This window comes from Paenibacillus thalictri (assembly GCF_004307995.1).
Classification (GTDB): domain Bacteria; phylum Bacillota; class Bacilli; order Paenibacillales; family NBRC-103111; genus Paenibacillus_AF; species Paenibacillus_AF thalictri.
The window spans coordinates 79,991-100,978 of record NZ_SIRE01000003.1; the positions used below are offsets into that span (position 1 = coordinate 79,991).

Here is a 20,988-nt window from a genome sequence, read left to right on the forward strand (position 1 = left end):
GAATGCACGGTGGACATGAAAGCTGCAGTAATGAGAGAAGTAGGCAAGCCGCTTACGATTGAGCGAGTGCAACTGGCGCCGCCGGGGCCTGGCGAGGTGCTGGTGAAAGTGGAGGCGTCCGGCGTCTGCCACAGCGATTTAAACAGTCTGATGGATGAATCTACGCCAACACCGTCCATTTTGGGCCATGAGGGCGCGGGTATCGTAGTCGAGGTCGGCCCGAATGTTCGCCATGTACGTCCGGGCGATAAAGTGGCGCTGAGCTGGGTGCCGTTTTGCGGAGTGTGTCCGTTCTGCGAGCAAGGGCAGGTGCATCTTTGCGAGTCCGCTTTCGGACCGATGTTTAACGGGACTTTACTGGACGGTACATCCAGGCTGAGCCAGGGAGGACAACAAATGTACCATTACTCCCTGCTCTCCACGTTCGCCGAATATACGGTGGTTGCCGAGCGGTCCTGCGTCAAGCTGCCGGACGAGATGCCGCTTGTTCAAGCCTCGCTGCTGGGCTGCGGCGTAGCGACCGGCTACGGCGCTGCGGTTAATGCGGCGAAGGTGACACCCGGCTCGTCGGTAGCCATCTTTGGGATCGGCGGCGTTGGCATCAACGCGATCCAAGGAGCGCGAATCGCAGGGGCTTCGAAGATCATCGCGTGCGACGTGAAGCCGAAAAACCTTGAGCTGGCCAGAGCTTACGGAGCGACACATACAGTCAATGTGGCGGAGCAGGATACGGTCGAGGCGTTAAAAGAGCTGACCGGCGGCTACGGGGTACAATTTGCGATCGATGCTTCGGGCAATACGAATGCGGGCAGCAGCGCCTGGCAGGCGACACGGAAGGGCGGCACGACGGTTGTCGTCGGAGCGTATCATCCGCAGAAGCAGCTGAGCCTTCCGGCGGGCGGCTTCCACCGCGTCGGTAAAACGCTTAAAGGCAGCTTCTATGGCGACATTCATCCGCTGCGGGATATTGCGGCTCTTGCACAGCTTTATCTGGACGGCAAGCTGATGTTGGACGAGCTTGTGCTTGAGCAAATCCCGCTTGAAGACATCAATCGCGCATTCGATTCGTTCCACGACTGCAATTGTGTCAATGTGGGACGAAGTGTCATTGTGCTGTAACGCAACACGGGGGATTCGGCTTCAGCCGGCTTCTCCCGTTTCGCTGCTGGGGGGCGAACCGTCATGTGGCCAACGTTGGCGACCATTCTCGTCATTCAAATTGTGTACGTATCCTGTTTAACCGTTCGCCAAATTTTTACGCTGAAAGGCTACCGCTACATGGCTGCCTTCCTCAGCTCGATCGATATTATGGTTTATGTAATTGGGTTTAAGCTCGTATTGGACCATCTCGACCAACCCGCCAGTCTGATCGTCTACTGCCTTGGTTACGGATTAGGCATTCTGATCGGCATTCACATCGAAGAACGGCTGGCGCTTGGTTATGCCAACGTCCAAATTTTCCTGAAGCACGGCGGTTTGGAACTTGCCCAGGAGCTGAGAGCCAAAGGTTACGGGCTGACGATCTGGCATGCCGAGGGTATCCATGGGGAAAGCCTTGTTTTTTCCATTATTATTCCGCGCAAAAAACAGTCCGGGCTTTACCGGGAAATCGTAAAGCTGGACCCAAGTGTTTTTATCGTCTCTTACGAGGCCAAATATTATCGGGGCGGATTTTTGAGCAAAGTGCCGGGCAAGCCGCCCGGAATCAGCAAGGAGACCAGCTTATGAACGAAACCGTATGCATCACCGGAGCGAGCCGCGGATTGGGGCTGGAACTAGCCCGGCTGTTTTATGCCCGCAGCTACCGGGTGTTCCCGGTCGTCCGGTCGTCCGCTGCCGCAGAAGCGCTGCTTCGCGAAATGCCGGACTGCCGCCCGATTATGGCGGATGTCGCCGACGATAATTGCACGGCTGTGATAAACGGGGCTTTAAGCGGACAAGCCGAATCGCTTGATCTTTTGATCAACAACGCGGGAATTTCCGGCACCGCCGACGGCTTGGAGCAAGTCACCACAAACGAAGTCGGAGAGCTGTTTAATGTGCACGGTTTGGGCATCATTCGCACCGTTCAGGGCGCTTTGCCGATGCTGGAACGGTCGGCTCGTCCGAGAATCATCAATATTTCGTCGCGTTTGGCGTCTTTGACCAAGACGGCGGCCGGCGAGTTTAATCACGGAGGTTTCACGTATTCGTACCGGATGGCCAAAGCCGCGCAAAATATGCTGACGCTTTGTTTGCATCAGGAGCTAAGTGAAAGAGGCGTTCATGTGAGCGCCGTACATCCCGGTAAAATACTCGCCGGCTGCGCCTCACATGACGCTAATTTAACGCCGGGCGAAGCCGCCGAGCGAATATTCGAATGGTGCCGGACGGCAGGTCCCCACAATTCCGGTCAATTCGTCGAAGCGGGCGCCGGAATCCTGCCTTGGTAATGCGTCCGGGTCAAATGTATAAAAAGGGGAGCCGTTTTTGCGGTTCCCCTTAATACTAAGCCGATCTGTCGAGGTTAGCCAGCGTTGATGTATCAAGTCATCGTCGGGTCAATTGCCCCGAATTTGATGCCACATGGTCACCATATCAATCCACCCGCGGTGTTCGGCAATTTTGCCCTCCGCTAAACGGTATTGCCTGTATAGGATGACATCGATGCAATTGCCGGTAGGTGCGGTTCCAAAAAACATACCTTGATGGCTGCCTTTCACGTTCATTTTCACAAGCACTTTGTCCCCTTGACCGATAATTTCTTCCACCGTGTAGCGTTTATCGGGAAATGCGTCCAGATCGTTGAGGCGAATTTTTTCAAGCCTTCCTTGGACTGATAAGCCAGCTCCTGGTAATCGTCTGACAGAAACCGATCCACACAATCCAACTCGCTTCGATTCCAAAATACCTGGATAAATTCATTAACCGTTTCCACATTACGCTGTTCCATCGTTTTCATATTCAAGCATCTCCTTATCCTTTTGGATGAATGAACCGTTTTGACGTAACGGTTGTGCATGATGAATTTGAACCAGGCTTTCACACTGCAAAAATTCTTGAAAACGGACTGCCGATCGTGCTTTCGGGCACGAAGATGCTGCTTGAGACCGGTGGGACACTTGCTGGCGATGCATCCGAATAAACGGGATGATGATTGAGCAGGGATACCGAAGCTCAGGGGTTGTAAATTACTCCATCATAGAAACGATAACGCTAATTTTGACGAGATATGCAGCCGCTCCCATAAGGTGATATAAACATCGGTTTACTCGATAAAAAAAGCAACTGCTCTGCCCTTGTTTGAAAAGAGCAAAGCGGTTGCTATGTTCCGCCGCGGCGTTTGTTTGGCAGTCTCTTCATTCATTTTGAAGCACCCGCGATTTGATTTATCGATACCTGAATTATTGAATCGGCTTCAGTGCTTTGACTTCGGATTCGGATAATCCGCTAGCTTTGGCGATCACTGGAATTTCGATTCCCATTGCAAGCATGTTTTTGGCAATTTCAATGGCTTTGGCATGTTCCCCCTCAGTCCGTCCTATTGCCTGTCCTATTGCCCGGCCTTCTTCTAACCCTCTTTTAAGCCCCTTTTCCGTAGCCCATTCAATCATGGAAGCTTCATCGTGCAAATACTTTTGCCGTTCCTCATACAAGCGGCGGGCTTCCTTATCCTGGCTCAGGAACTCCAGCGTATCCATCGCTTTTTTCAGTGGCGGTTCATTCATTCGAAGCACCTCCCAATTCGATTTGTTGGCCCCCTTCAGGAACAATAACCAATTAATCAGGCCCCCTTTCATCGGAAGCGCTTGATCATCCAGTTTAGCCAATTCCATGAAATGGACTTCAAGATCATCACACAACTCAAGGCCTGTTTGATCTTCTCGAAGATGAAATACATTATGGTAGCGGTCGTTTTCAATAAATGAGTAGTTTAAAATATTGATGGTTCAATATCATATTTATTAAAAAGCTGCATTTCAATATTAAGCAACTTGCCTTCGACGGTTTTCGCCCAAATATCAAAAATGGATTGTTTATCAAACGGGGCGTCTTTATCTGCATAGGGATTGAGCAGGATGATTTCCGTCAGCGGCGGCTCACCTGATTCCGTAAAAGTTCGATTCAAGAATGCGAGCAGCACATCTTTATTTTCTTCACTTCCAAAAATTCGTTTGAAAACAAAGTCGTTTCGGGGATCGAGTAAATCCGGAATCAGGAAATAAATTCCATTTTTCCTTAATTATACTATGCAGACTGTGTATTTTTGTAGACTACGCATCACAAGAGCAGATAAGGTCACTTAAAAAAAGGGAAATCTGCATTCTAAATGATCTTTCGGATGAATCGGTTCCTATTGTACCCCATGGAAATTAAGTAGCCTGATAGAAATCCACTGACTGAAATTGTCAGCGATTTTGCAGTAGAATCAAACTGTATACGCCGAAGCGATATGCAGTTTCGCAACAAGAACTTCCGTTAATCCGCAGCTATCGATCCTCGAAGTGCCTGGATAGATTTGTTTTATAATGGATACACAAGCTGGAATAGGGGGAATGAAAGTGGTAAGCACTATTTTTAGGCAGGAACTCAAAAAAGCCACGGGAGTAACTTGGGAAAAATGGATAGCAAAACTGCAGGACAGCGTAAATCCAACATGGTCCCACGAGCAGATAAAAAATCATATTTGCGATACTTACGGAGCAACGGAGGAGTGGGGAGAATGGCTTGCTGTCATATACGGTCAATTGCTGGGTCGTCTGCCTTCTGGCATTACCAAAGATGCGGGCGTCCAAATAGGGGTTCGTAAAACGGTGGCGTTGACCAAGGAACAAGCCTGGAACTGGTTGGTTTCGCCGCAAGGCTTGCGGTGGTGGATTGGGAACGTCGCTTCCTTTCAAGCGCAGAAGGGGTTTGAATTTACATCTGCAGAGGGGGTCACCGGGACATTATCTGTGGTCGAGCCTTATCATAAGCTCCGCATGACTTGGCAACGCAAGGAATGGGAGAAACCATCGCGTCTGCAAATGTACGTATTATCCACGCAAACGGGGAAGACAACAATCGCGATTCACCAGGAAATGCTGGAAGACGTCTATATGAGGGAAATGATGCGGCGGCATTGGGATGAGATGCTGAATCATATCATAGATCATGTGGTGGCGGGCAATAAGTAATCGAATTACTACATCGTCCGCCTTTATCCTCTGGAACCGTGCGGCAGCAGATTCAAAAGGGTTTACCGATTATACCGGGGCCGTTTCCATGAATCGCCGCACAACTCCCCTCCATTTACTTCGAACGTATCCCTGCAAATGAATAGTTCACTAGATGTTCCACGTAAACATCATCCATATGTTCGCCTAGTACAAGCAATCTGTAAAATATCGGCCCATAAATCAAATCGATGCTTAGTTCAATATTTAGGTCTTCTTTTAATTCCCCGCGCTGAACTCCCCGTGCCAGCAGTTGTCCGGCTTCAAGCCGCCGAGGTTGAAAGTAACGTGTCCGGTATGCCTCAGCCAATCCCGAATCAAACTGCCCTTCGCCAATCAGCTCTTTAATAATTTTGCCATCCGGACTTAACATAAACCGAGTTACATTCCTGACATGGTCAAGGATATCTTGAAGGACAGAGCCCGTGTCAGGGACGGGCAATCTTGCGGTAGCGGCGGATAGGAAGCCGTCCATCACGACGGCAGCTTTGTTGGGCCACCATTTATAGATCGTCGCTTTACTGACCCCCGCACGTTCCGCGATTTTTTCTACAGTAACCGTTCCAAAACCGCACTCCAACAATAAATCATAAGAAGCGGAAAGGATCGCTTTTTCCGTTTCAACATTTCGTGGACGTCCTCTTTTGGCATTCATCTGAATTTTCTCCCTTAAATCGGATGACTCCGAATGATACAAAATTTAAATACGATACGTTCATTATATTAAATTTTCGAAAACAATAAAATACCCATTTACAAAACTATACGTTCAGTATATTATTAGTCCATTAATTAATAAACTGTACGTTCATTATTTATTATGGATTCCAAGTAATCCATATCGCTTTATAAGTGTGTACCAAAAATAGGAGGAGATTGTTATGCAAACGAATCAAACGTTGGAGGAAAAACGGATTTCAAGCTGGATTGTATTTTTGCTGGCAGCTGCATGCGGACTTATCGTAGCTAATCTTTATTATGCCCAAACTTTGGTAGGGCCGATCAGCCTCTCGACGGGGCTTACTTCCGCAGCGGCAGGTTTTATTGTCACGATCACTCAAATCGGTTATGTGGCAGGGCTGCTTTTTATCGTGCCTCTCAGCGATAGGATTGAAAACCGGCGTCTTGCGGCAATCGGGTTAATTGTCGTGGTCGGTGCTTTGCTTGCGGCTGCATCCGCGCCTAATGCACCGGTGTTCCTGACTGCATCGCTGCTTATTGGACTCGGTTCCGTGGTAGCCCAAATCCTTGTGCCTTATGCCGCTTACCTGGCTTCCGAAGAGCAGCGCGGACAAGTGGTAGGGAATGTGATGAGCGGGCTTTTGTTAGGCATCATGTTTGCCAGGCCTGTGGCAAGTTTTATTACGAGCATTTGGGGGTGGCGGGCCGTATTTACAATGTCGGCCGTTGTTATTGCCATATTAGCGGTCTTATTGTCCCGTATACTGCAACAGCGAAAACCGGCTTCTACAACGAGCTACCGTGAATTAATTGTTTCATTAGGGAAACTTTACAGGCATACCCCGATATTGCGCCGCCGGGCGTTGTACCAAGCATGTTTATTTGGGGCTTTCAGCCTCTTCTGGACCGTAATACCTTTGTATTTGACGGATATGTTTAAAATGTCCCAGCAAGGCATCGCTTTGTTTGCTTTGGCCGGTGTGGGCGGTGCGATTGCGGCGCCGATTGCCGGGAGACTGGCGGATAAAGGCTGGACCCGGTTATTGACGGGGCTGGCTATGACGCTGGCCATCTTGTCTTTTGTGCTGACTTACTTTTTTCAAAATAATTCAGCAACGGACCTCGCATTGCTCGTGTTGGCTGCAATTACGCTGGATATGGCCGTTTCGGGAAATCTGGTCCTGGGGCAACGTGCGATTTATTCCTTGGGTAATGAGGCAAGGGGACGTTTAAACGGATTGTTTATGTCGATATTTTTCATTGGCGGGGCCATAGGTTCATCTTTAGGAGGCTGGTCTTATGTTTATGGCGGATGGAACTTTACGTCGCTGATTGGAGCCGTTCTACCGTTATTAGCTTTAGTTTACTTTTTTACCGAAAAAAGAGCCAAGTCAGCGTCCGAGCATCGAGAGTAAAAACGCAAAGTTTTATACGATCGGGCGGTGCCCAACGGATACGGAACAACAACACGCCGATGGCGGGCGTGTTTTGTTCTATATTTCCCGTTCTTTCGAAAACAGGAGTTTCCAAGCGAATGTAGCACTTTTTTACCTGCAGGCAGGGTTTGGGGAAACAACAGTTGCAAGCCGTATCCAAGGCGCAGGAGCTGGTCTTGTTGAAGAGGCGAACCGAGCGATACGACAGGAAGGATCGCCTACCTCAGGTCCGCTCGGCGGTAAGATACGTTTTGACCGCAGGAGACTGGTAGTTCGCAAACTGCTCGAGGATACCCGCGGCCGTCGTGTCGGTGATGACCATCGAACGGTACCTGGGCTGCATGAATTGTTCCCGCTCCATCGTTTCAAACATCGATACAAGCGGATCGTAATAATGATTGACGTTTAGCAGCCCGATCGGCTTATGATGAAGACCCAACTGCCCCCATGTAAATATTTCGAAGTATTCCTCCATGGTCCCCGGTCCGCCGGGAAGGGCGATAAATGCATCTGCCAGCTCGGCCATTTTGGCTTTTCGCTCATGCATGGAATCGACAATAATCAGCTCCGTCAGCCCCTGATGCGCAATTTCGCGATTTTGCAGAAAATAAGGGAGCACACCGATGACTTCACCGCCTGCCTCCAGTGCCGCATCGGCTACTGCGCCCATCAGACCTACGTTGGATCCACCGTAGACCAATGCCATCCGGCGTTCGGCAAGCGCTTGGCCAAGCGCCTTGGCATGTTCTTTATAAATCGGAGAAGCTCCTTCACTGGAGCCGCAAAATACGGCGATTCGTTTCATATACATATCCCCCGCAATCTGGATTTTTTTGAGAACAAATGTTTGTTATATCACTTTATCACAAATGGCAAGGATTCGGTAGTGAAACTGAATGTGAGGTCGCATCTGTTCGTACGTTGGAAAATGTAAGGTCGGCCGCCACAGTTTATGTGGCGGCCGATTGTTGAAAGTTAGAAGCGGAGAGCGGCTTCCTGCGCTTGTTGGATCGCTTTTTCCTTGATCGATTGGGCTTCGCTGGGAGCCGCGGCCATGCCTTCAACAAAAATACCAGTAATATCGCTTATGCCGACAAATTCCATGATGGCTTTCAGGTGACGGTGTCCCATTTCGAGTTCTGCAAATTCGGATCCGGGCGACAATACGCTGCCGCTGGCCTGAATGTGAACCGTCTTTTTACCGTTCAGCAATCCAACTCTTCCGATATCCGGCAAATATTTAAACGTTTTCCCCGCAATACAGATGGAATCAAGGTATGCTTTTACGACAGGCGGGTATGAATAGTTCCATATCGGTGTGACAAATACATATTTGTCCGCGGCGATAAACTGATCTACCAGCTCGCTCATGCGGGTTAATTTGGCTTTTTCCGTATCGGTCAATTGGTCATAGGAAGCCCCTGCCGCCAGTTTGTCCCAACTGCTAAAAATATCGCCGTCCAGCTGCGGAACTTTTATTTTGAACAGATCCAGATGTATGATTTCATCATACGGGTTTGCGGCGCGGTATGTTTGTACAAATTCGTTCCCTACCGCCATGCTGTAGGACTTTTCATGATCATTCGGATTGGCTGTGATATACAAAACGGTTGCCATAATGAGATTACCTGCCTTTACGATTTTATTTTACGGAACTTTAATTGAGCGAAGCGGCGGTTCTCAGGTACCGGCAGGCCGATGTCCGGCGCGGCCGCAGCAGGCCGACCTGGAAATTGCCTGCTTCGTATGAGATGGAGAGTGTTTGCCGCCGCTACACTACAATGACGAAGCGCGCATTCCGGAATGTGACAGCTGCATCCCAAAAAAGCGGGATGAACTATCAAACCAGCCGATTTGTCACAATGGCTCCGGTTCGTTCGTCATTAAAGTAGGGACTTCATTTTGGGTATGGGAAGGTATGGGATGATGAGCACACATGAATGGTTGGCCGAACAATTCGAAGCTCAGCGAAATCACCTCCAGGCGGTGGCTTATCGCATGCTGGGTTCTTACAGCGAAGCGGAAGACGCGGTACAGGAGTCTTGGCTGCGCCTTAGCCGTTCGGATACAAGTGCGATTGAAAATCTGGGGGGCTGGCTGACTACGGTAGTTTCACGGATCTGTCTTGACATGCTGCGTTCGCGAAAATCAAGACGCGAGGAATCGATGGAAGCGCAGCTGTCCGTGATGTCTGCATATCAGGAGGATCGGAGCAACCCTGAGCAGGAAGCGCTGCTCTCCGATTCGGTCGGCCTCGCACTGCTGGTAGTGCTTGGCAATCTGAAGCCTGCGGAACGGGTGACCTTTGTGCTGCACGACATCTTTGCCATGCCATTTACGGAGATTGCCCCTATTGTCGGGAAGTCCGAAGCGGCAGTTAGACAGCTTGCAAGCCGCGCACGCCGCCGTGTGCAGGGAACGGAGCAGTCGCCCAATGGCGATCTTGCCCGTCAACGCGAGCTGATCGACGCTTTCTTGGCGGCGGCGTATGCCGGCGACTTCGATACGCTGGTAGCGGCGCTGGATCCGGATGTCGTGTTGCGTGACGATCGCCGGACAGGAGCCGAAAGTATCACGCGTGGCGCAAGAGCGCTTGCCAAGCAAGTTTCGGGACGTGCGCAAGCTGCGCAGCTTGCGCTGGTGAATGGGGAGGTAGGGGTTATAGCGGCTCCGCGCGGAAAACTGCTTTATGTGCTTGAATTTACAATACGGGATGGGAAAATTGCGGAAGTCGATTTGATCTCGGACCCAGCACGTATCCGCAAACTGGACTTGGCGGTGCTGGCGGATTAATCTCCGGCGTATAAGTAGGGGAGGCAGGCGGGTCACGATGGCATGCTGATTACACCGGTCCGCCGCTGCGGTTGAGAGGCGGATGAAATGCGTCTGGCAGGAATCGAAAATCTTCCGTTTTTCGTCAGCCGCGGATAAATCGGCTGAATTGGAACCACTTTAGGATGAAGTGGTTTCTTTTTGTTAGCTTTGACGAATCATTTCGATAAAATGGATCGCCGCAGACGAAAGCGGTTCGCCTTTGCGCGTACAGATGGCAATCGTGTTTTGCAGATGGATCCCTTCAACGTACACGCGGCACAACTCGCCGCGCTCGACATAGTCCCGCACCACAAGCGAAGATACAAAATTCGCTCCATACCCTGCAACAACGGCCTGAATCGCTTCGTGCAAACCGTTGAATTGCAGCGTGATTTTGGGGGCAGGCGCGCTATAGGTTCTGCATAACGCAAACAACCGTTCACGGGTTGAACTTCCTTCCTCCCTCATCACAAACGATTCCTGCATCATCTCGATCAAGGAGATGGACTGGTTTGCAAACCGATGACCCGGTGCGACGACAAACCACAGCTCATCCTGGAACATATGCTCCGTCTCGATTGCGTCGGAATCGTCTTCGGGCAAACCTCCATAAATCGCCAGGTCAACTTCCGCATGCAGCAGTTTTTTGAACGCATCGCTGGAATTTGTTGTCGTAATGTTCATTTCGACTTGCTCATACCTTCGTTTGAACTTGGCAATCCACGTGGGCATGAGGAAGATGGCCGGCAAATAAGTAGCCGCGATATGGATATGCCCAATCGTTCCGGCGGCATAATCGTGGGCGTATTGCTCCATCTGCCGCTCTACGGCAAACAGCTTGTCGGCCAGCATCGCGATCGACTTACCGGCTTCCGTCAGCGTCACACCTCGCCCTTGGGGTTTAAGCAAGGTGAGGGACAACTCCTTCTCGAATTTTTTGACCTGGGCCGTTATCGCGGGCTGGCTGATATTCAACATTTCCGAAGCGCGGGTGACGCTTCCGGTTGCGGCAATCACATGGAATAAGCGTAGCGCATGCAGGTTCATCAAGGGACTCCTTTTAGTATGAATTATATATATTTTGTATGTGTCTAATTTAAATATATATTATATTTATGATTCCAAACGATGTAAACTGGTTTTGTAACTGAACTTGAACTGATGAGAAGGAGATGTGATCGGCATGACCCAGGCAAATACTTGGACTAAGGTGGATGCGTATATTACGGAGCGCCTGATTCCGCATGACCCGGTATTGGAGGAGGTGTTGTCCGCGAATCGAAGGGCGGAACTTCCCGAGATAGACGTAACACCCGCTCAAGGCAAGCTGCTGCACATCTGGGCTCGGATGCAAGGGGCAAAGCGGATTTTGGAAATCGGCACATTAGGCGGCTATAGCACGATCTGGATGGCGCGCGCTTTACCGGCTGACGGACGGCTCGTTACGCTTGAGCTAAGTCCGCATCATGCTCAAGTGGCCCGGTCCAACATCGCTTATGCCGGATTGGAGACAAAAGTGGAGATTCGCGTAGGGGACGCGCTGCAGCAATTGGCTGCTCTGAAAGAAGAAGGTGCAGAGGCGTTTGATCTTATTTTTATCGATGCGGATAAACCCAACAACCCTGCCTATTTGAAGTGGGCGCTGCAATTTTCGCACCCGGGGACGGTCATTGTCGGCGATAATGTGATCCGCGAAGGAGAAATTATTAACGAACAGACCCTTGACCCGCGTGTAGCCGGCGTCAGGCAGTTCTACGATCTATTGGCTGAAGAGCCGAACATTACAGCAACGGCGATACAGACGGTCGGCAGCAAAGGATATGACGGTTTTGTTATCGGGATCGTCAACGGTTGAGCACCCGGTGCAACTAGGTAAGGACAAAAAAACGGCTGCGAGCTTGGTTAAAAGTTCGCAGCCGTTTGAGGCTCATACCGCCGCAACGCACGTTTCATATCCACGAGCGTTGGAAAATGCCGGCTTGAGTGAGCGTTTATTGAATAGACGCTTGATAAATGTCCTGAATTGATTGGGAGAGCATGGCGTTAAATTGTTCATCGGTTTGTCCGGCCGTCAGCCCTTGGGACAAGGCACGCGAGAAACTGGCAATCAGTCCATGATTATGCGCTAGCTTTTCGTTCGCCTCCGCTTGCGAATAGCCGCCCGATAAAGCTACAACCCGGATCACATGCGGATCCTTCATCAGATCGCTGTAGAAATTATGTTCTGTCGGTATGGAGAGTTTGAGCATGATTTTCACGTCTGCATCCAGCTTGGCCAATTGGCTGAAAATTTCATCTTTGAGCAGTTTTTCCGATGTTATCTTATCCGAGCTGTGAATATCGACTTCCGGTTCGATGATCGGAACCAGCCCCATTTGAACAATTTGGCTGCCGATGGCAAATTGCTGCTCAACGACTTTTTTGATTCCCGACGGATTGGCTTCTTTAATCACAGAGCGCATTTTTGTGCCAAAGATGTGGCGTTCGTTCGCACGCTTCAAGAGGCTGTTTAAGTCAGGCATAGCTTTCATCAGCTGAACTCCGTCTTCCAGGTCGGCAAGTCCTTTGTCGACTTTGAGAAAAGGCACAATCCCTTTCTTCTCCCACAAATAATCGGCGGTAAATTGCCCGTCAATGAGACGGTCCATCGTGTTCTCAAAAAGAATCGCGCCTAAAATGTACTTGGAATCAAAAGCGGGACTTTTAATAATACGTGTCCTCATCTCATGCACCAAAGCGTACATTTCCTCCTCATTGGCATAACGGTCTTCCTTAACGCCATACTGCAGCAGCGCTTTAGGCGTGCTTCCCCCGCTTTGGTCCAACGCTGCGATAAAGCCCTCTCCCGAATGAATACGATCCAATTGCTTTGAATTCATGAATGTTTCCCCTTCCTTATATGGACTTAAATGACATCTTGAATCCTTTTATTATATCATTTTTATTTGGTTGCATACATGGTGCCCGCTAGACTCGTTGTTACCAAGCGAAATCGGTTAAGCTGCCGCGGCGGACGCCGCATAGTTGCCGCAGCTTTTTTTCCGCACATCGGGATAAGGTTATCGCACTATTTTAACTTTACAAGACAATGAGCATCCTTTACGATAAAATAAGCGTTTTTTGCATGGAAGGCTGATTTTATTTATGCTGGCTGAAACGGAGAGTGGAACAATGGAACACGAAAACAATTGGGCTGGTAATTACAAATATAACGCTGCGGATTTCCATGTCCCTGAAACGATGGAACAGGTGCAGGAAATAGTGGCGCAAAGCGCTCAAGTGAAGACACTGGGGACACGGCATTCGTTTAATGCCATTGCCGATACGGCCGGTTGCCATATTTCCCTCCAGAAGCTGAATCGTGTGATCGGGCTGGACCGTACCCGTCATCAGGTTACGGTTGAAGGCGGGATCCGGTATGGGGAGCTGGGCCAATACCTTTACGCCAATGGTTATGCTTTGCCGAATTTGGCTTCGCTGCCGCACATTACGGTTGCAGGAGCTTGCGCAACGGCTACTCACGGTTCAGGCGTTGGGATCGGGAATCTCGCTACAGCGGTGTATTCGATGGAAATCGTGAAGGCAGACGGCGAGACGATGGTGTTCTCCCGCGGGCAGCAGGACGGGGATATCGTCGAAGCGGCCGTTAGCCTAGGGGGACTCGGCGTAGTAACGAAAATGACGCTGGATGTGGTTCCGGCATTTCAAATGAGTCAGACAGTGTACGAACATTTGCCCTTAACTACCTTAGAGCAGAATGCAGACGCTATTTTATCCGGCGCTTACAGCGTCAGCTTGTTTACGAACTGGAAGGAAGCGGCGTTTAACCAAGTCTGGGTGAAGCAGAAAGTAACGGATGAAACCCCTGTTCAAACGCAGCCTGATTATTTTGGAGCGGGAAAAGCAACAGCGCCGCGGCATCCGGTACCAGGGCATACGGCCGAAAATTGCAGCGAACAAATGGGCGTTCCAGGCCCGTGGTATGAGCGTATGCCGCACTTTCGTTTGGATTTTGTGCCAGGCGCCGGCAATGAGCTGCAAAGCGAGTATTATGTGGCGCACCGGGATGCGTACGAGGCTCTTTGCGCGCTTGAACGTGTACGCAAAGAAATATCGCCGCATCTTCATGTTTCCGAGGTTCGCACGATCGCCGCGGACGATTTATGGATGAGCCCCTGTTATAACCAGGATTCGGTTGCCTTTCATTTTACATGGAAAGCGGATTGGCCCGCTGTACAGCAAGTGCTGCCGATTATCGAAAAGCAGCTTGCGCCTTTTCAGGCCCGTCCGCATTGGGGCAAGCTGTTTGCCATGCCTCCTGAACGGCTGCAATCGCTCTTCGGGCGTTTGCCCGACTTTCGAGACTTGCTCCTTCGCTGCGATCCTCACGGGAAATTTCGCAACGACTTCCTGAATCGATATATAATGGAATCCTAACATAAGAAAATAACTGAATATGGGGAATCGAGATAAGTCTGAGGGCAATGCATGAAATGCTAGGTTTGCGAGAAACATTGCTTTTAGAGAGGAATTGCGGAGACGGATTCGATGAAGACCTTCCGAACGTTTCGGAGGGTCTTTTCCTGCTCGTACGTTAACCGCAGTAGATATCCTCGAAATAAGAATAGAGTGTGAACGGAATTAGCCGGTAGAGGTTTTTTTATAATAATAACCAGGGGACGGTTGGAGCATAGATTTTTGACAATCGACGATATATTTATCGAGCTCTTGGCTTAATCGAACGATTCTTTCGTCTGTGAAACTCCCTACTTTTAAAGCTTGGCTGACCAATTGCGCGCGCAACTGCTCGAGTTTATGTTCTTTTGAGTACATTCCAGTCACCTCCAACTTTAATCCCGTTTTGTCATGTTCCAAGGCCGGAACGTACGGTCATTTCTTTAATCGTGCCTATCCCTGAAGAACTTCAGGAGAAGCTTTTCTTGTACCATCTGGAAGACAAGCCATTCTCCATTTCTTTTATTTTAATGGAAATTTGAGGTATCTTCATCACATAAATCGATACGTAAAATGCTAGTTTTTTTTCATTTTTATATCAATCTATGAAAAAAATATGCATAAAGATGAAAAAAGGATTGCATCATTAGCGAAGAGCTAATTATACAATCCTTAATTAATCTGGTAAAATAATACTATCAACAATTACCAGTCACAGCGAGGCTCTAAAAGTTCTCTTGATCTGTCTTTTGCAGGACGATGAAAGGTACTGATCATGGCGAATGATTCTTCTTTCGTCAAAGGCAATGCGGAAGTGGAAGGATGATTAATCCCTTGCGCTTCGACATTTTTCATCGTATGTACGACTCGATGCAGTTGCGGGTTCAGCTCGATTGTTAGCATAAACTCACCCCCTCTCGGGACATGTATCCTACATGACATATTATAGCAAAAAAATGTAGAATGGAGGAGAGTCGGAATGAAAAATAAGTATATTTTAGGATTGTGCGTATCGCTTTTTATAGCATTGCAGATTTGGTGTTCTTTCCTAACATTCCATTACCCCTTCATCGGAATATATCTGGATGTAACCCCACAGCAGGAATGGGTCATCAAGGAGCTTGCACCCGAAGGTGCAGGAACCAAGCTTGCCCTTGAAGTCGGGGATATCGTCAAGCAGGTGGACGGCAAGTCCCCTGATGAATCTTCATTTGTCTATAGATGGCGAACGGTCGAACAAGCTCAAAAATTGGAGATTAGCAGAGACGGACGCGACTTTGCCGTCCATATCGGTACGAGAAACGATTTCTCCTACGATATCGTTCCGAAAGTTGAAGAATTTATATGTTTGTCTATGGCGGTTATGCTGTTTGTGAAAATGCGCCGCACGCCGTCGGCCAAAATATTATTTTTCGTTTTTTTAGCGATGACGGGCATTTACATGAGCTTGGGCGCATCCGTGCGAGGAGACGCGCTTGGCAAACTTGTCATAGCAAGCCTGATGATGGTGCTGCCTATCGTGTTTTATCACTTTTTGGTCGTTTTTTTCAAGGAGAAAGACGGTCTCGAGTTGCCTTCGTGGGTGCTGAAATACTTGTATGCGATTGCTGCCGTAAGTTTCGCCGCCAGGTGCTTGTATTTATACCCGCCGCTGGCTTATACCGTATATCGTTTTCATGACTCTGTTACGTTAAGCTTTTTTATGGTCGGCTTTTTATTTATCATGTGTATCTTGATGTTCCTATTTGTCAAGGTCCGCAAACAGCGCTCCTACATATCCAGCATCGTCAAGAGCGTCTGGCTTTCATGGATGATTTCATTTCTGCCCGTCATTTGTTTTTCGTTTCTTCCCAAGGTCATTATGGATTACCAATTTTTAAACGGAAGGTATACCAGTGCGATTATATTGGTTTTTCCTATTTCCTTTGTCTATATGATCGCATCCGACAAGCTTTACGATTTTGGTTTTATGATCCGCAGAATTTTGTTCGCCGGGCTGCTGGCAGCCGTGCCGGTCAGCTTGTTTACAGGGGCTTTTGTCTTATTGTTTCATGGTACTGTAGATGAAAAACAAATTTTGTTTGTTTTTGTCGGTTCGCTGATATTGGTTACGTCGGTGCTGTATGCGGCCGAATATTGGACAACAAGGCTTGAGCCGTTCCTGTTCCCAAGAAAGTTTGTCCTGCAGTTAGCTTTGAAAAAAATTTCCAGGAACCTCGGCACGATCTCCAGCTTTCGCGAACTGAAAGAAATTATTCTTGTCGATATCGTAGAAACCCTTCAAGTGATGGGAGGGGCCATTGTGATTCAAAATAAGAGCGATATCGAAATTATTCATGAAGGGGATATCGATGTTGCCGAAATCCGCCGGCTTGTCGATGCGTCCGGGAATACAATGCCCGTTCATCCGCACTATACGTTCATTGAAATGAGCAGTCACGAAGCGTATACGAGTTATTTGGTAATCACACGCAAAAAAACGCACACACTGCCGGGAAAAGAAGAAATTCAATGGCTGCGTTTAATTACTTCCTATTTGGAGGTCAGCTTGGAGAACGTCCATTTGATTCGCAAGCTGACGGCCAGATTGCAGCTGCTCGCCTCGCAGCTTCCGAATGAGGACACGGCACAGGATATTCAATGGTTTCGCAAAGTGATGTTTGAACTGCAGGAGGAGGAGCGGATTCGCATCTCGATTGATTTGCACGATACGACGATGCAGGATCTTTTCTTTCTCAAAAGAAGACTGGCCGCCTGGGGGGAAAAGCGCGATCTGCGCGCGGAAGAGCGGGATCAGATGAATTCCATGATCCAATTTGTCGAGATGATCAATACCGGGCTGCGGCAAAGCTGCTTTGAACTAAATCCCCACCTGCTCAAAGAGATCGGTCTGATTCAAACTTTGAAAATGTACATGGAGAAAGAAGCGTATACGACGCCGTTCCAGCTTATATTTATGGAACAGCAAAGCGGAGCGATCGAACATAAAGATTTGCAAACCAAACGGCATATTTTCCGTATCGTTCAGGAACTGCTGAACAATGCCAAGAAACATTCGCAAGCGACTATAGTAACCTTTCAAGCCACAGATGGGAACGGAAATTTTTGTTTGAGTTACAGCGACGATGGCGTGGGGTTCGAAGATAAAGACGTGCGTCCCAAAATCATCGGTTCCTCGGGAATGGGAATCGAGCAGGTGAGAAGCCGGATTGTGCATATGGGCGGGCAACTGGAAATTATCACGAATTCAGGCGAAGGTACCAAAATCGCCATTACGATACCGACAGAGGAGGTTCTGTCCGCGTGAGTCAAACGATGAAGACCCTTGTAGTAGACGATCATCCTTTGGTAGCCAATGCGACGAAAGTATTGTTGGAGAGTATAGACGGGATTGAAGTCATCGGGGTGGTCAGCAATGGCCCGCAATGTATGGAGCTCGTATCGCAGCATCAACCGGGACTTGTGTTTCTCGATTACCACCTTCCCGTCAAATCCGGAATGGAAGTCGCGGCGCAGATCAAGCGCAACTTCCCCGACACGCATATTGTTATTTTTACCGGGGTGGATTTAAAGGGGATTTACGCCAAGTCCATCGAGCTTGGGGTAAGCGGCGTTCTTTCGAAGGAATCCAGCGAACGGACGATTAAAAATATGGTCAATTGCATTCTGGACGGCTATACCATGCTGCCGCTTTCCCTTTATCGAAACGCTCAATTCAGCGGCGCTTATGGCAAAGCGGAACATGCGCTGAATGAGGAAGAGCTGCTCATGATGAATATGGTTGTTAAGGGAGCCACCTACGAACAGATTGCCGATCATATTCATACGAGCAAACGGACGGTTGATAATTATTTGCGCAAAATTTATGAGAAGTTAGGGGCCAAATCCAAAGCGGAGGCGCTGGAAAAGTTTATCAAAAATCAGAATTATTCATAAGATCAGGAGGGGCGGCCATTGATTCAGGAAATCAAACAGATGATGTTCCGCATTGTCGACGGCTATATTCATGTTGAGGACTTAAATGCCCATCTCAAAACGTTTATCTTGGACAAAGAACGGGAAAACACCTCTTGGTCGGACATCACCGTTTGTACGCATTACATGTTGGGCGGCCGCTCGCCTCACGTACACCAGATGGCCGCGGTGACGGAATTGCTCATTCTGGCGTTGGATATTATGGATGATTGGCAGGACGAGGATCATGACAGCAAGTCTTGGAGGCAATGTTCGCAGGCCGTCGCGCTGAATGCCATTCTGGCGCTGGTCATGGGGGTTGTCGGAGAATGGGGCCAACTTCAAATCAAAGATAAGCTGCTTGTCGAGGCAAGCAAAATCATCACCCGGTCGGTTAACGGACAGCAGAAGGATGTGACCAACTCGGCGTTGACGGCAGACGATTACTTGCTGATGACGCAGGAGAAATCGGGCTCTTTATTCCGGTTTGCCTGTTTTATGGGGTATTCGTCTTTGGATTGCGCGGCGGAAACGCTGGAGAAACTTCACGATTTGACCGATTGCATCGGACTTGTTCATCAAATCCAAAATGACATGAAGGATTTGGCCCATATCAACGTGAAAAGCGATCTGCTGAGCAAGAAGCGCACATTGCCCATATTGTATTTGCTATCCAATGAGGATCCGGCGTTTGACCAGATCAAAGACTATTACGCTGGCCGTATCGAGGCTGATTTTCTGTGGCAGGAAAAAGAAGAAATCGCTCAAATGATTCATAATTCCGGATGCCTGGAATATGCCCGTATCGTACAAAACGTATGCCTGCAAAAAGCGGAGGAGATTTACGGGCAATTGGATGTTGCTTCCCCTTGGAAGGAACGATTTAGACAATTGACTTATGAATCGTTTTTGGATTAACGGAAAGCCGGCTTTTCCAACGCGCGCGAATCTCAAGCGGGCGAAGGGATAGGCAGGGGGCGAAACGATAGGTGCTCCCTGTTCGCCCCTCTCCACGCATTAAATGCAAAAGGGCCGTCCGGCGATAATCGAGGCCACTGAAAAAGTAACGGAGTGAGCGAAATCATGCTGGAGAAGCGCCAGCGTTCGCTTTTGTCCTCGAATTTCATCTGCCGTAAGAAGGTGAATTCAAGAAATTCGGGGACAATTGGCGATCGTAAATATGATTCGCTCATGCAGTGTTCACTTTTTCAGTGGCCTCGCGATTTTTCCGGACGGTTTTTCTATATTGGCGAAGATGAAATAATGGTGGGACCGGGTCCAATTGTATGATAAAATTTCAAGTGTCGGGATGGCATCCACGGAGCTCATACCTGATCTGTTAACTACTCTTGCTTCACCATTACCTGTGCTCTGATTCCGCTGCGAACGGAGACTTAAGGAGGATTCACATGGCCAAAACGATCAATGATTTGCGCCGCAAGAAACAAAACGCTCAAAAGATTACGATGCTGACGTGTTACGATTACCCGACCGCCGTATTACAGGATCAAGCAGGACTGGACGTTATTTTTGTAGGGGATTCCTTGGGAACCAACGAGCTGGGATATGCACACGAAACAGCGGTTAGCTTGGACGACATCCGGCATCATTTGAAAGCGGTTCGCAGAGGCGTTAAGCAAGCCTATTTGCTGGCCGATATGCCATTTAAGACATACGAAAACCCGGAGATGGCGCTGGCCACTGCGCAGGATTTAATTGCGCACGGAGCTGACGGCGTAAAACTGGAAGGTTTTCAAGAGGAGATCGTTGCTTATTTGCACAACAACGGGATTGAGGTTTGCGGGCATCTCGGCTATACGCCGCAATCCCATAATAAAGCCGCGGTGCAAGGAAAAACGTTTGATTCCGCCAAAAAACTCGTGGATGGCGCGGTATCTTTGCAGCATGCCGGGGCCAGCATGCTGGTGCTGGAACTCGTACCTGAAGAGCTTGGTAAACTGATAACCGGCAAACTTGCCATTCCAACGATCGGGATTGGAGCCGGACGGTTTACGGACGGGCAGGTGCTTATCGTGCAGGATATGCTTGGCATCCATTCGGGTCAGCTTCGCCATTCGAAAAATTTCGGCCAAGTCGGCGAGATGATGTTGAATGCTTTTCAAACCTATACGCGTGAAGTGGAAACCGGCGAATTTCCGCAACCTGCCAACGCCCGGAATATGAAAAGCGAGGAATTGGAGCGGTTATTGAAAATATATTCGTGAATGGACATAAGGGAAGAAATTCAAGCGGGAGCACCTGACGGGGGGCTTCCGTTTTTTATTTAAAATAATGGGCTGATCACTGGCAAAAAAGCGTTAAAATTTTAGACCACTAGAGGATATAAAATGATAAAATGGTGATAACCGAATAGTTCGTAAGACCCATATTAAAGGCGCTGCATCATATGTGACGACGTGTATCGTTGATTTTCGCTAATTTTTTTATCATTT

General features: G+C 48.8%; 22 protein-coding genes and 1 pseudogene. 13 read left to right on the forward strand and 10 right to left on the reverse strand.

The window, feature by feature from the left end; translation table 11 throughout:
• The first annotated feature begins 15 nt into the window (after window positions 1–15).
• The 3 genes from EYB31_RS02585 (at window position 16) to EYB31_RS02595 (ending at window position 2,432) form a co-directional block, all read left to right on the forward strand.
• On the forward strand, window positions 16–1,119 hold the full coding sequence (locus EYB31_RS02585; protein ID WP_240762055.1) for a Zn-dependent alcohol dehydrogenase: 1,104 nt from the start codon (window positions 16–18) through the stop codon (window positions 1,117–1,119).
• Between the two features lie 63 nt (window positions 1,120–1,182).
• Window positions 1,183–1,728, forward strand: coding sequence for a DUF2179 domain-containing protein (locus EYB31_RS02590; protein WP_131011719.1), 546 nt, complete (start codon window positions 1,183–1,185; stop codon window positions 1,726–1,728).
• Window positions 1,725–2,432 carry an SDR family NAD(P)-dependent oxidoreductase gene (locus tag EYB31_RS02595; RefSeq protein ID WP_131011720.1) on the forward strand — a complete coding sequence of 236 codons (708 nt, stop codon included), beginning with the start codon at window positions 1,725–1,727 and terminating at the stop codon, window positions 2,430–2,432. The genes EYB31_RS02590 and EYB31_RS02595 overlap by 4 nt, the downstream gene beginning before the upstream one ends.
• A 108-nt stretch (window positions 2,433–2,540) precedes the next feature.
• Here EYB31_RS02595 and EYB31_RS40800 read toward each other — a convergent pair whose 3' ends face one another.
• Window positions 2,541–2,750, reverse strand: a complete 210-nt coding sequence (locus EYB31_RS40800) for an ester cyclase (RefSeq protein WP_240762020.1) — start codon at window positions 2,748–2,750, stop codon at window positions 2,541–2,543.
• A complete protein-coding gene (locus EYB31_RS40805) occupies window positions 2,711–2,941 on the reverse strand; it encodes a nuclear transport factor 2 family protein (protein WP_240762021.1) in 231 nt (76 codons plus the stop codon). Before EYB31_RS40805 ends, EYB31_RS40800 begins: the two co-directional genes overlap by 40 nt.
• Before the next feature lie 30 nt (window positions 2,942–2,971).
• Between EYB31_RS40805 and EYB31_RS02605 the strand changes: the two genes are divergently transcribed.
• Entirely contained in the window at window positions 2,972–3,124 is a 153-nt protein-coding gene (locus EYB31_RS02605) for an SRPBCC family protein (RefSeq protein WP_338119894.1), read from the forward strand.
• 259 nt (window positions 3,125–3,383) lie between these two features.
• On the opposite strand, the pseudogene EYB31_RS02610 reads toward EYB31_RS02605, so the two are convergent.
• Window positions 3,384–4,195 (reverse strand): annotated as a pseudogene (locus EYB31_RS02610) (Rpn family recombination-promoting nuclease/putative transposase).
• Between the two features lie 346 nt (window positions 4,196–4,541).
• Here EYB31_RS02610 and EYB31_RS02615 point away from each other — a divergent pair.
• On the forward strand, window positions 4,542–5,156 hold the full coding sequence (locus EYB31_RS02615) for an SRPBCC domain-containing protein (protein ID WP_131011721.1): 615 nt from the start codon (window positions 4,542–4,544) through the stop codon (window positions 5,154–5,156).
• Window positions 5,157–5,271: 115 nt separating this feature from the next.
• On the opposite strand, the gene EYB31_RS02620 is transcribed toward EYB31_RS02615, so the two are convergent.
• Entirely contained in the window at window positions 5,272–5,850 is a 579-nt protein-coding gene (locus EYB31_RS02620; protein WP_131011722.1) for a TetR/AcrR family transcriptional regulator, read from the reverse strand.
• A 226-nt stretch (window positions 5,851–6,076) separates the two neighbouring features.
• Between EYB31_RS02620 and EYB31_RS02625 the strand changes: the two genes are divergently transcribed.
• Complete coding sequence (locus EYB31_RS02625; protein ID WP_131011723.1) at window positions 6,077–7,291, forward strand: MFS transporter; 1,215 nt, start codon at window positions 6,077–6,079, stop codon at window positions 7,289–7,291.
• Window positions 7,292–7,535: 244 nt separating this feature from the next.
• On the opposite strand, the gene EYB31_RS02630 is transcribed toward EYB31_RS02625, so the two are convergent.
• Entirely contained in the window at window positions 7,536–8,117 is a 582-nt protein-coding gene (locus EYB31_RS02630) for an LOG family protein (protein WP_131011724.1), read from the reverse strand.
• A gap of 170 nt (window positions 8,118–8,287) precedes the next feature.
• Entirely contained in the window at window positions 8,288–8,929 is a 642-nt protein-coding gene (locus tag EYB31_RS02635; protein WP_131011725.1) for an NAD(P)H-dependent oxidoreductase, read from the reverse strand.
• Between the two features lie 309 nt (window positions 8,930–9,238).
• On the opposite strand from EYB31_RS02635, the gene EYB31_RS02640 reads away from it, so the two are divergent.
• Complete coding sequence (locus tag EYB31_RS02640) at window positions 9,239–10,105, forward strand: sigma-70 family RNA polymerase sigma factor (RefSeq protein ID WP_131012097.1); 867 nt, start codon at window positions 9,239–9,241, stop codon at window positions 10,103–10,105.
• Window positions 10,106–10,288: 183 nt separating this feature from the next.
• Here the strand turns inward: EYB31_RS02640 and EYB31_RS02645 are convergent, their stop codons facing one another.
• Window positions 10,289–11,173, reverse strand: a complete 885-nt coding sequence (locus tag EYB31_RS02645; protein WP_131011726.1) for a LysR family transcriptional regulator — start codon at window positions 11,171–11,173, stop codon at window positions 10,289–10,291.
• Between the two features lie 136 nt (window positions 11,174–11,309).
• Between EYB31_RS02645 and EYB31_RS02650 the strand changes: the two genes are divergently transcribed.
• Window positions 11,310–11,981 (forward strand): O-methyltransferase, encoded by a 672-nt coding sequence (locus EYB31_RS02650; RefSeq protein ID WP_131011727.1) that lies wholly within the window; start codon window positions 11,310–11,312, stop codon window positions 11,979–11,981.
• 136 nt (window positions 11,982–12,117) lie between these two features.
• Here EYB31_RS02650 and EYB31_RS02655 read toward each other — a convergent pair whose 3' ends face one another.
• The gene (locus EYB31_RS02655) at window positions 12,118–13,005 is read right to left on the reverse strand and encodes a fructose bisphosphate aldolase (protein WP_131011728.1); all 888 of its coding nucleotides are present in this window, start codon (window positions 13,003–13,005) and stop codon (window positions 12,118–12,120) included.
• Window positions 13,006–13,297: 292 nt separating this feature from the next.
• Here EYB31_RS02655 and EYB31_RS02660 point away from each other — a divergent pair, with 292 nt between their 5' ends.
• Window positions 13,298–14,563, forward strand: coding sequence for an FAD-binding protein (locus tag EYB31_RS02660; RefSeq protein WP_131011729.1), 1,266 nt, complete (start codon window positions 13,298–13,300; stop codon window positions 14,561–14,563).
• Between the two features lie 204 nt (window positions 14,564–14,767).
• On the opposite strand, the gene EYB31_RS02665 is transcribed toward EYB31_RS02660, so the two are convergent.
• Together EYB31_RS02665 and EYB31_RS02670 are read right to left on the reverse strand one after the other, a co-directional pair.
• Entirely contained in the window at window positions 14,768–14,959 is a 192-nt protein-coding gene (locus EYB31_RS02665) for an aspartyl-phosphate phosphatase Spo0E family protein (RefSeq protein WP_131011730.1), read from the reverse strand.
• A 327-nt stretch (window positions 14,960–15,286) separates the two neighbouring features.
• The gene (locus EYB31_RS02670; RefSeq protein ID WP_131011731.1) at window positions 15,287–15,484 is read right to left on the reverse strand and encodes a hypothetical protein; all 198 of its coding nucleotides are present in this window, start codon (window positions 15,482–15,484) and stop codon (window positions 15,287–15,289) included.
• A 76-nt stretch (window positions 15,485–15,560) separates the two neighbouring features.
• Here EYB31_RS02670 and EYB31_RS02675 point away from each other — a divergent pair, with 76 nt between their 5' ends.
• From EYB31_RS02675 to panB, 4 genes are all read left to right on the forward strand, one after another.
• Complete coding sequence (locus tag EYB31_RS02675) at window positions 15,561–17,888, forward strand: ATP-binding protein (RefSeq protein ID WP_131011732.1); 2,328 nt, start codon at window positions 15,561–15,563, stop codon at window positions 17,886–17,888.
• Entirely contained in the window at window positions 17,885–18,517 is a 633-nt protein-coding gene (locus tag EYB31_RS02680; RefSeq protein WP_131011733.1) for a response regulator transcription factor, read from the forward strand. The genes EYB31_RS02675 and EYB31_RS02680 overlap by 4 nt, the downstream gene beginning before the upstream one ends.
• 18 nt (window positions 18,518–18,535) lie before the next feature.
• Window positions 18,536–19,453, forward strand: coding sequence for a polyprenyl synthetase family protein (locus EYB31_RS02685; RefSeq protein WP_131011734.1), 918 nt, complete (start codon window positions 18,536–18,538; stop codon window positions 19,451–19,453).
• A gap of 491 nt (window positions 19,454–19,944) precedes the next feature.
• On the forward strand, window positions 19,945–20,760 hold the full coding sequence (gene panB, locus EYB31_RS02690; RefSeq protein ID WP_131011735.1) for a 3-methyl-2-oxobutanoate hydroxymethyltransferase: 816 nt from the start codon (window positions 19,945–19,947) through the stop codon (window positions 20,758–20,760).
• The last annotated feature ends 228 nt before the right edge of the window (window positions 20,761–20,988 follow it).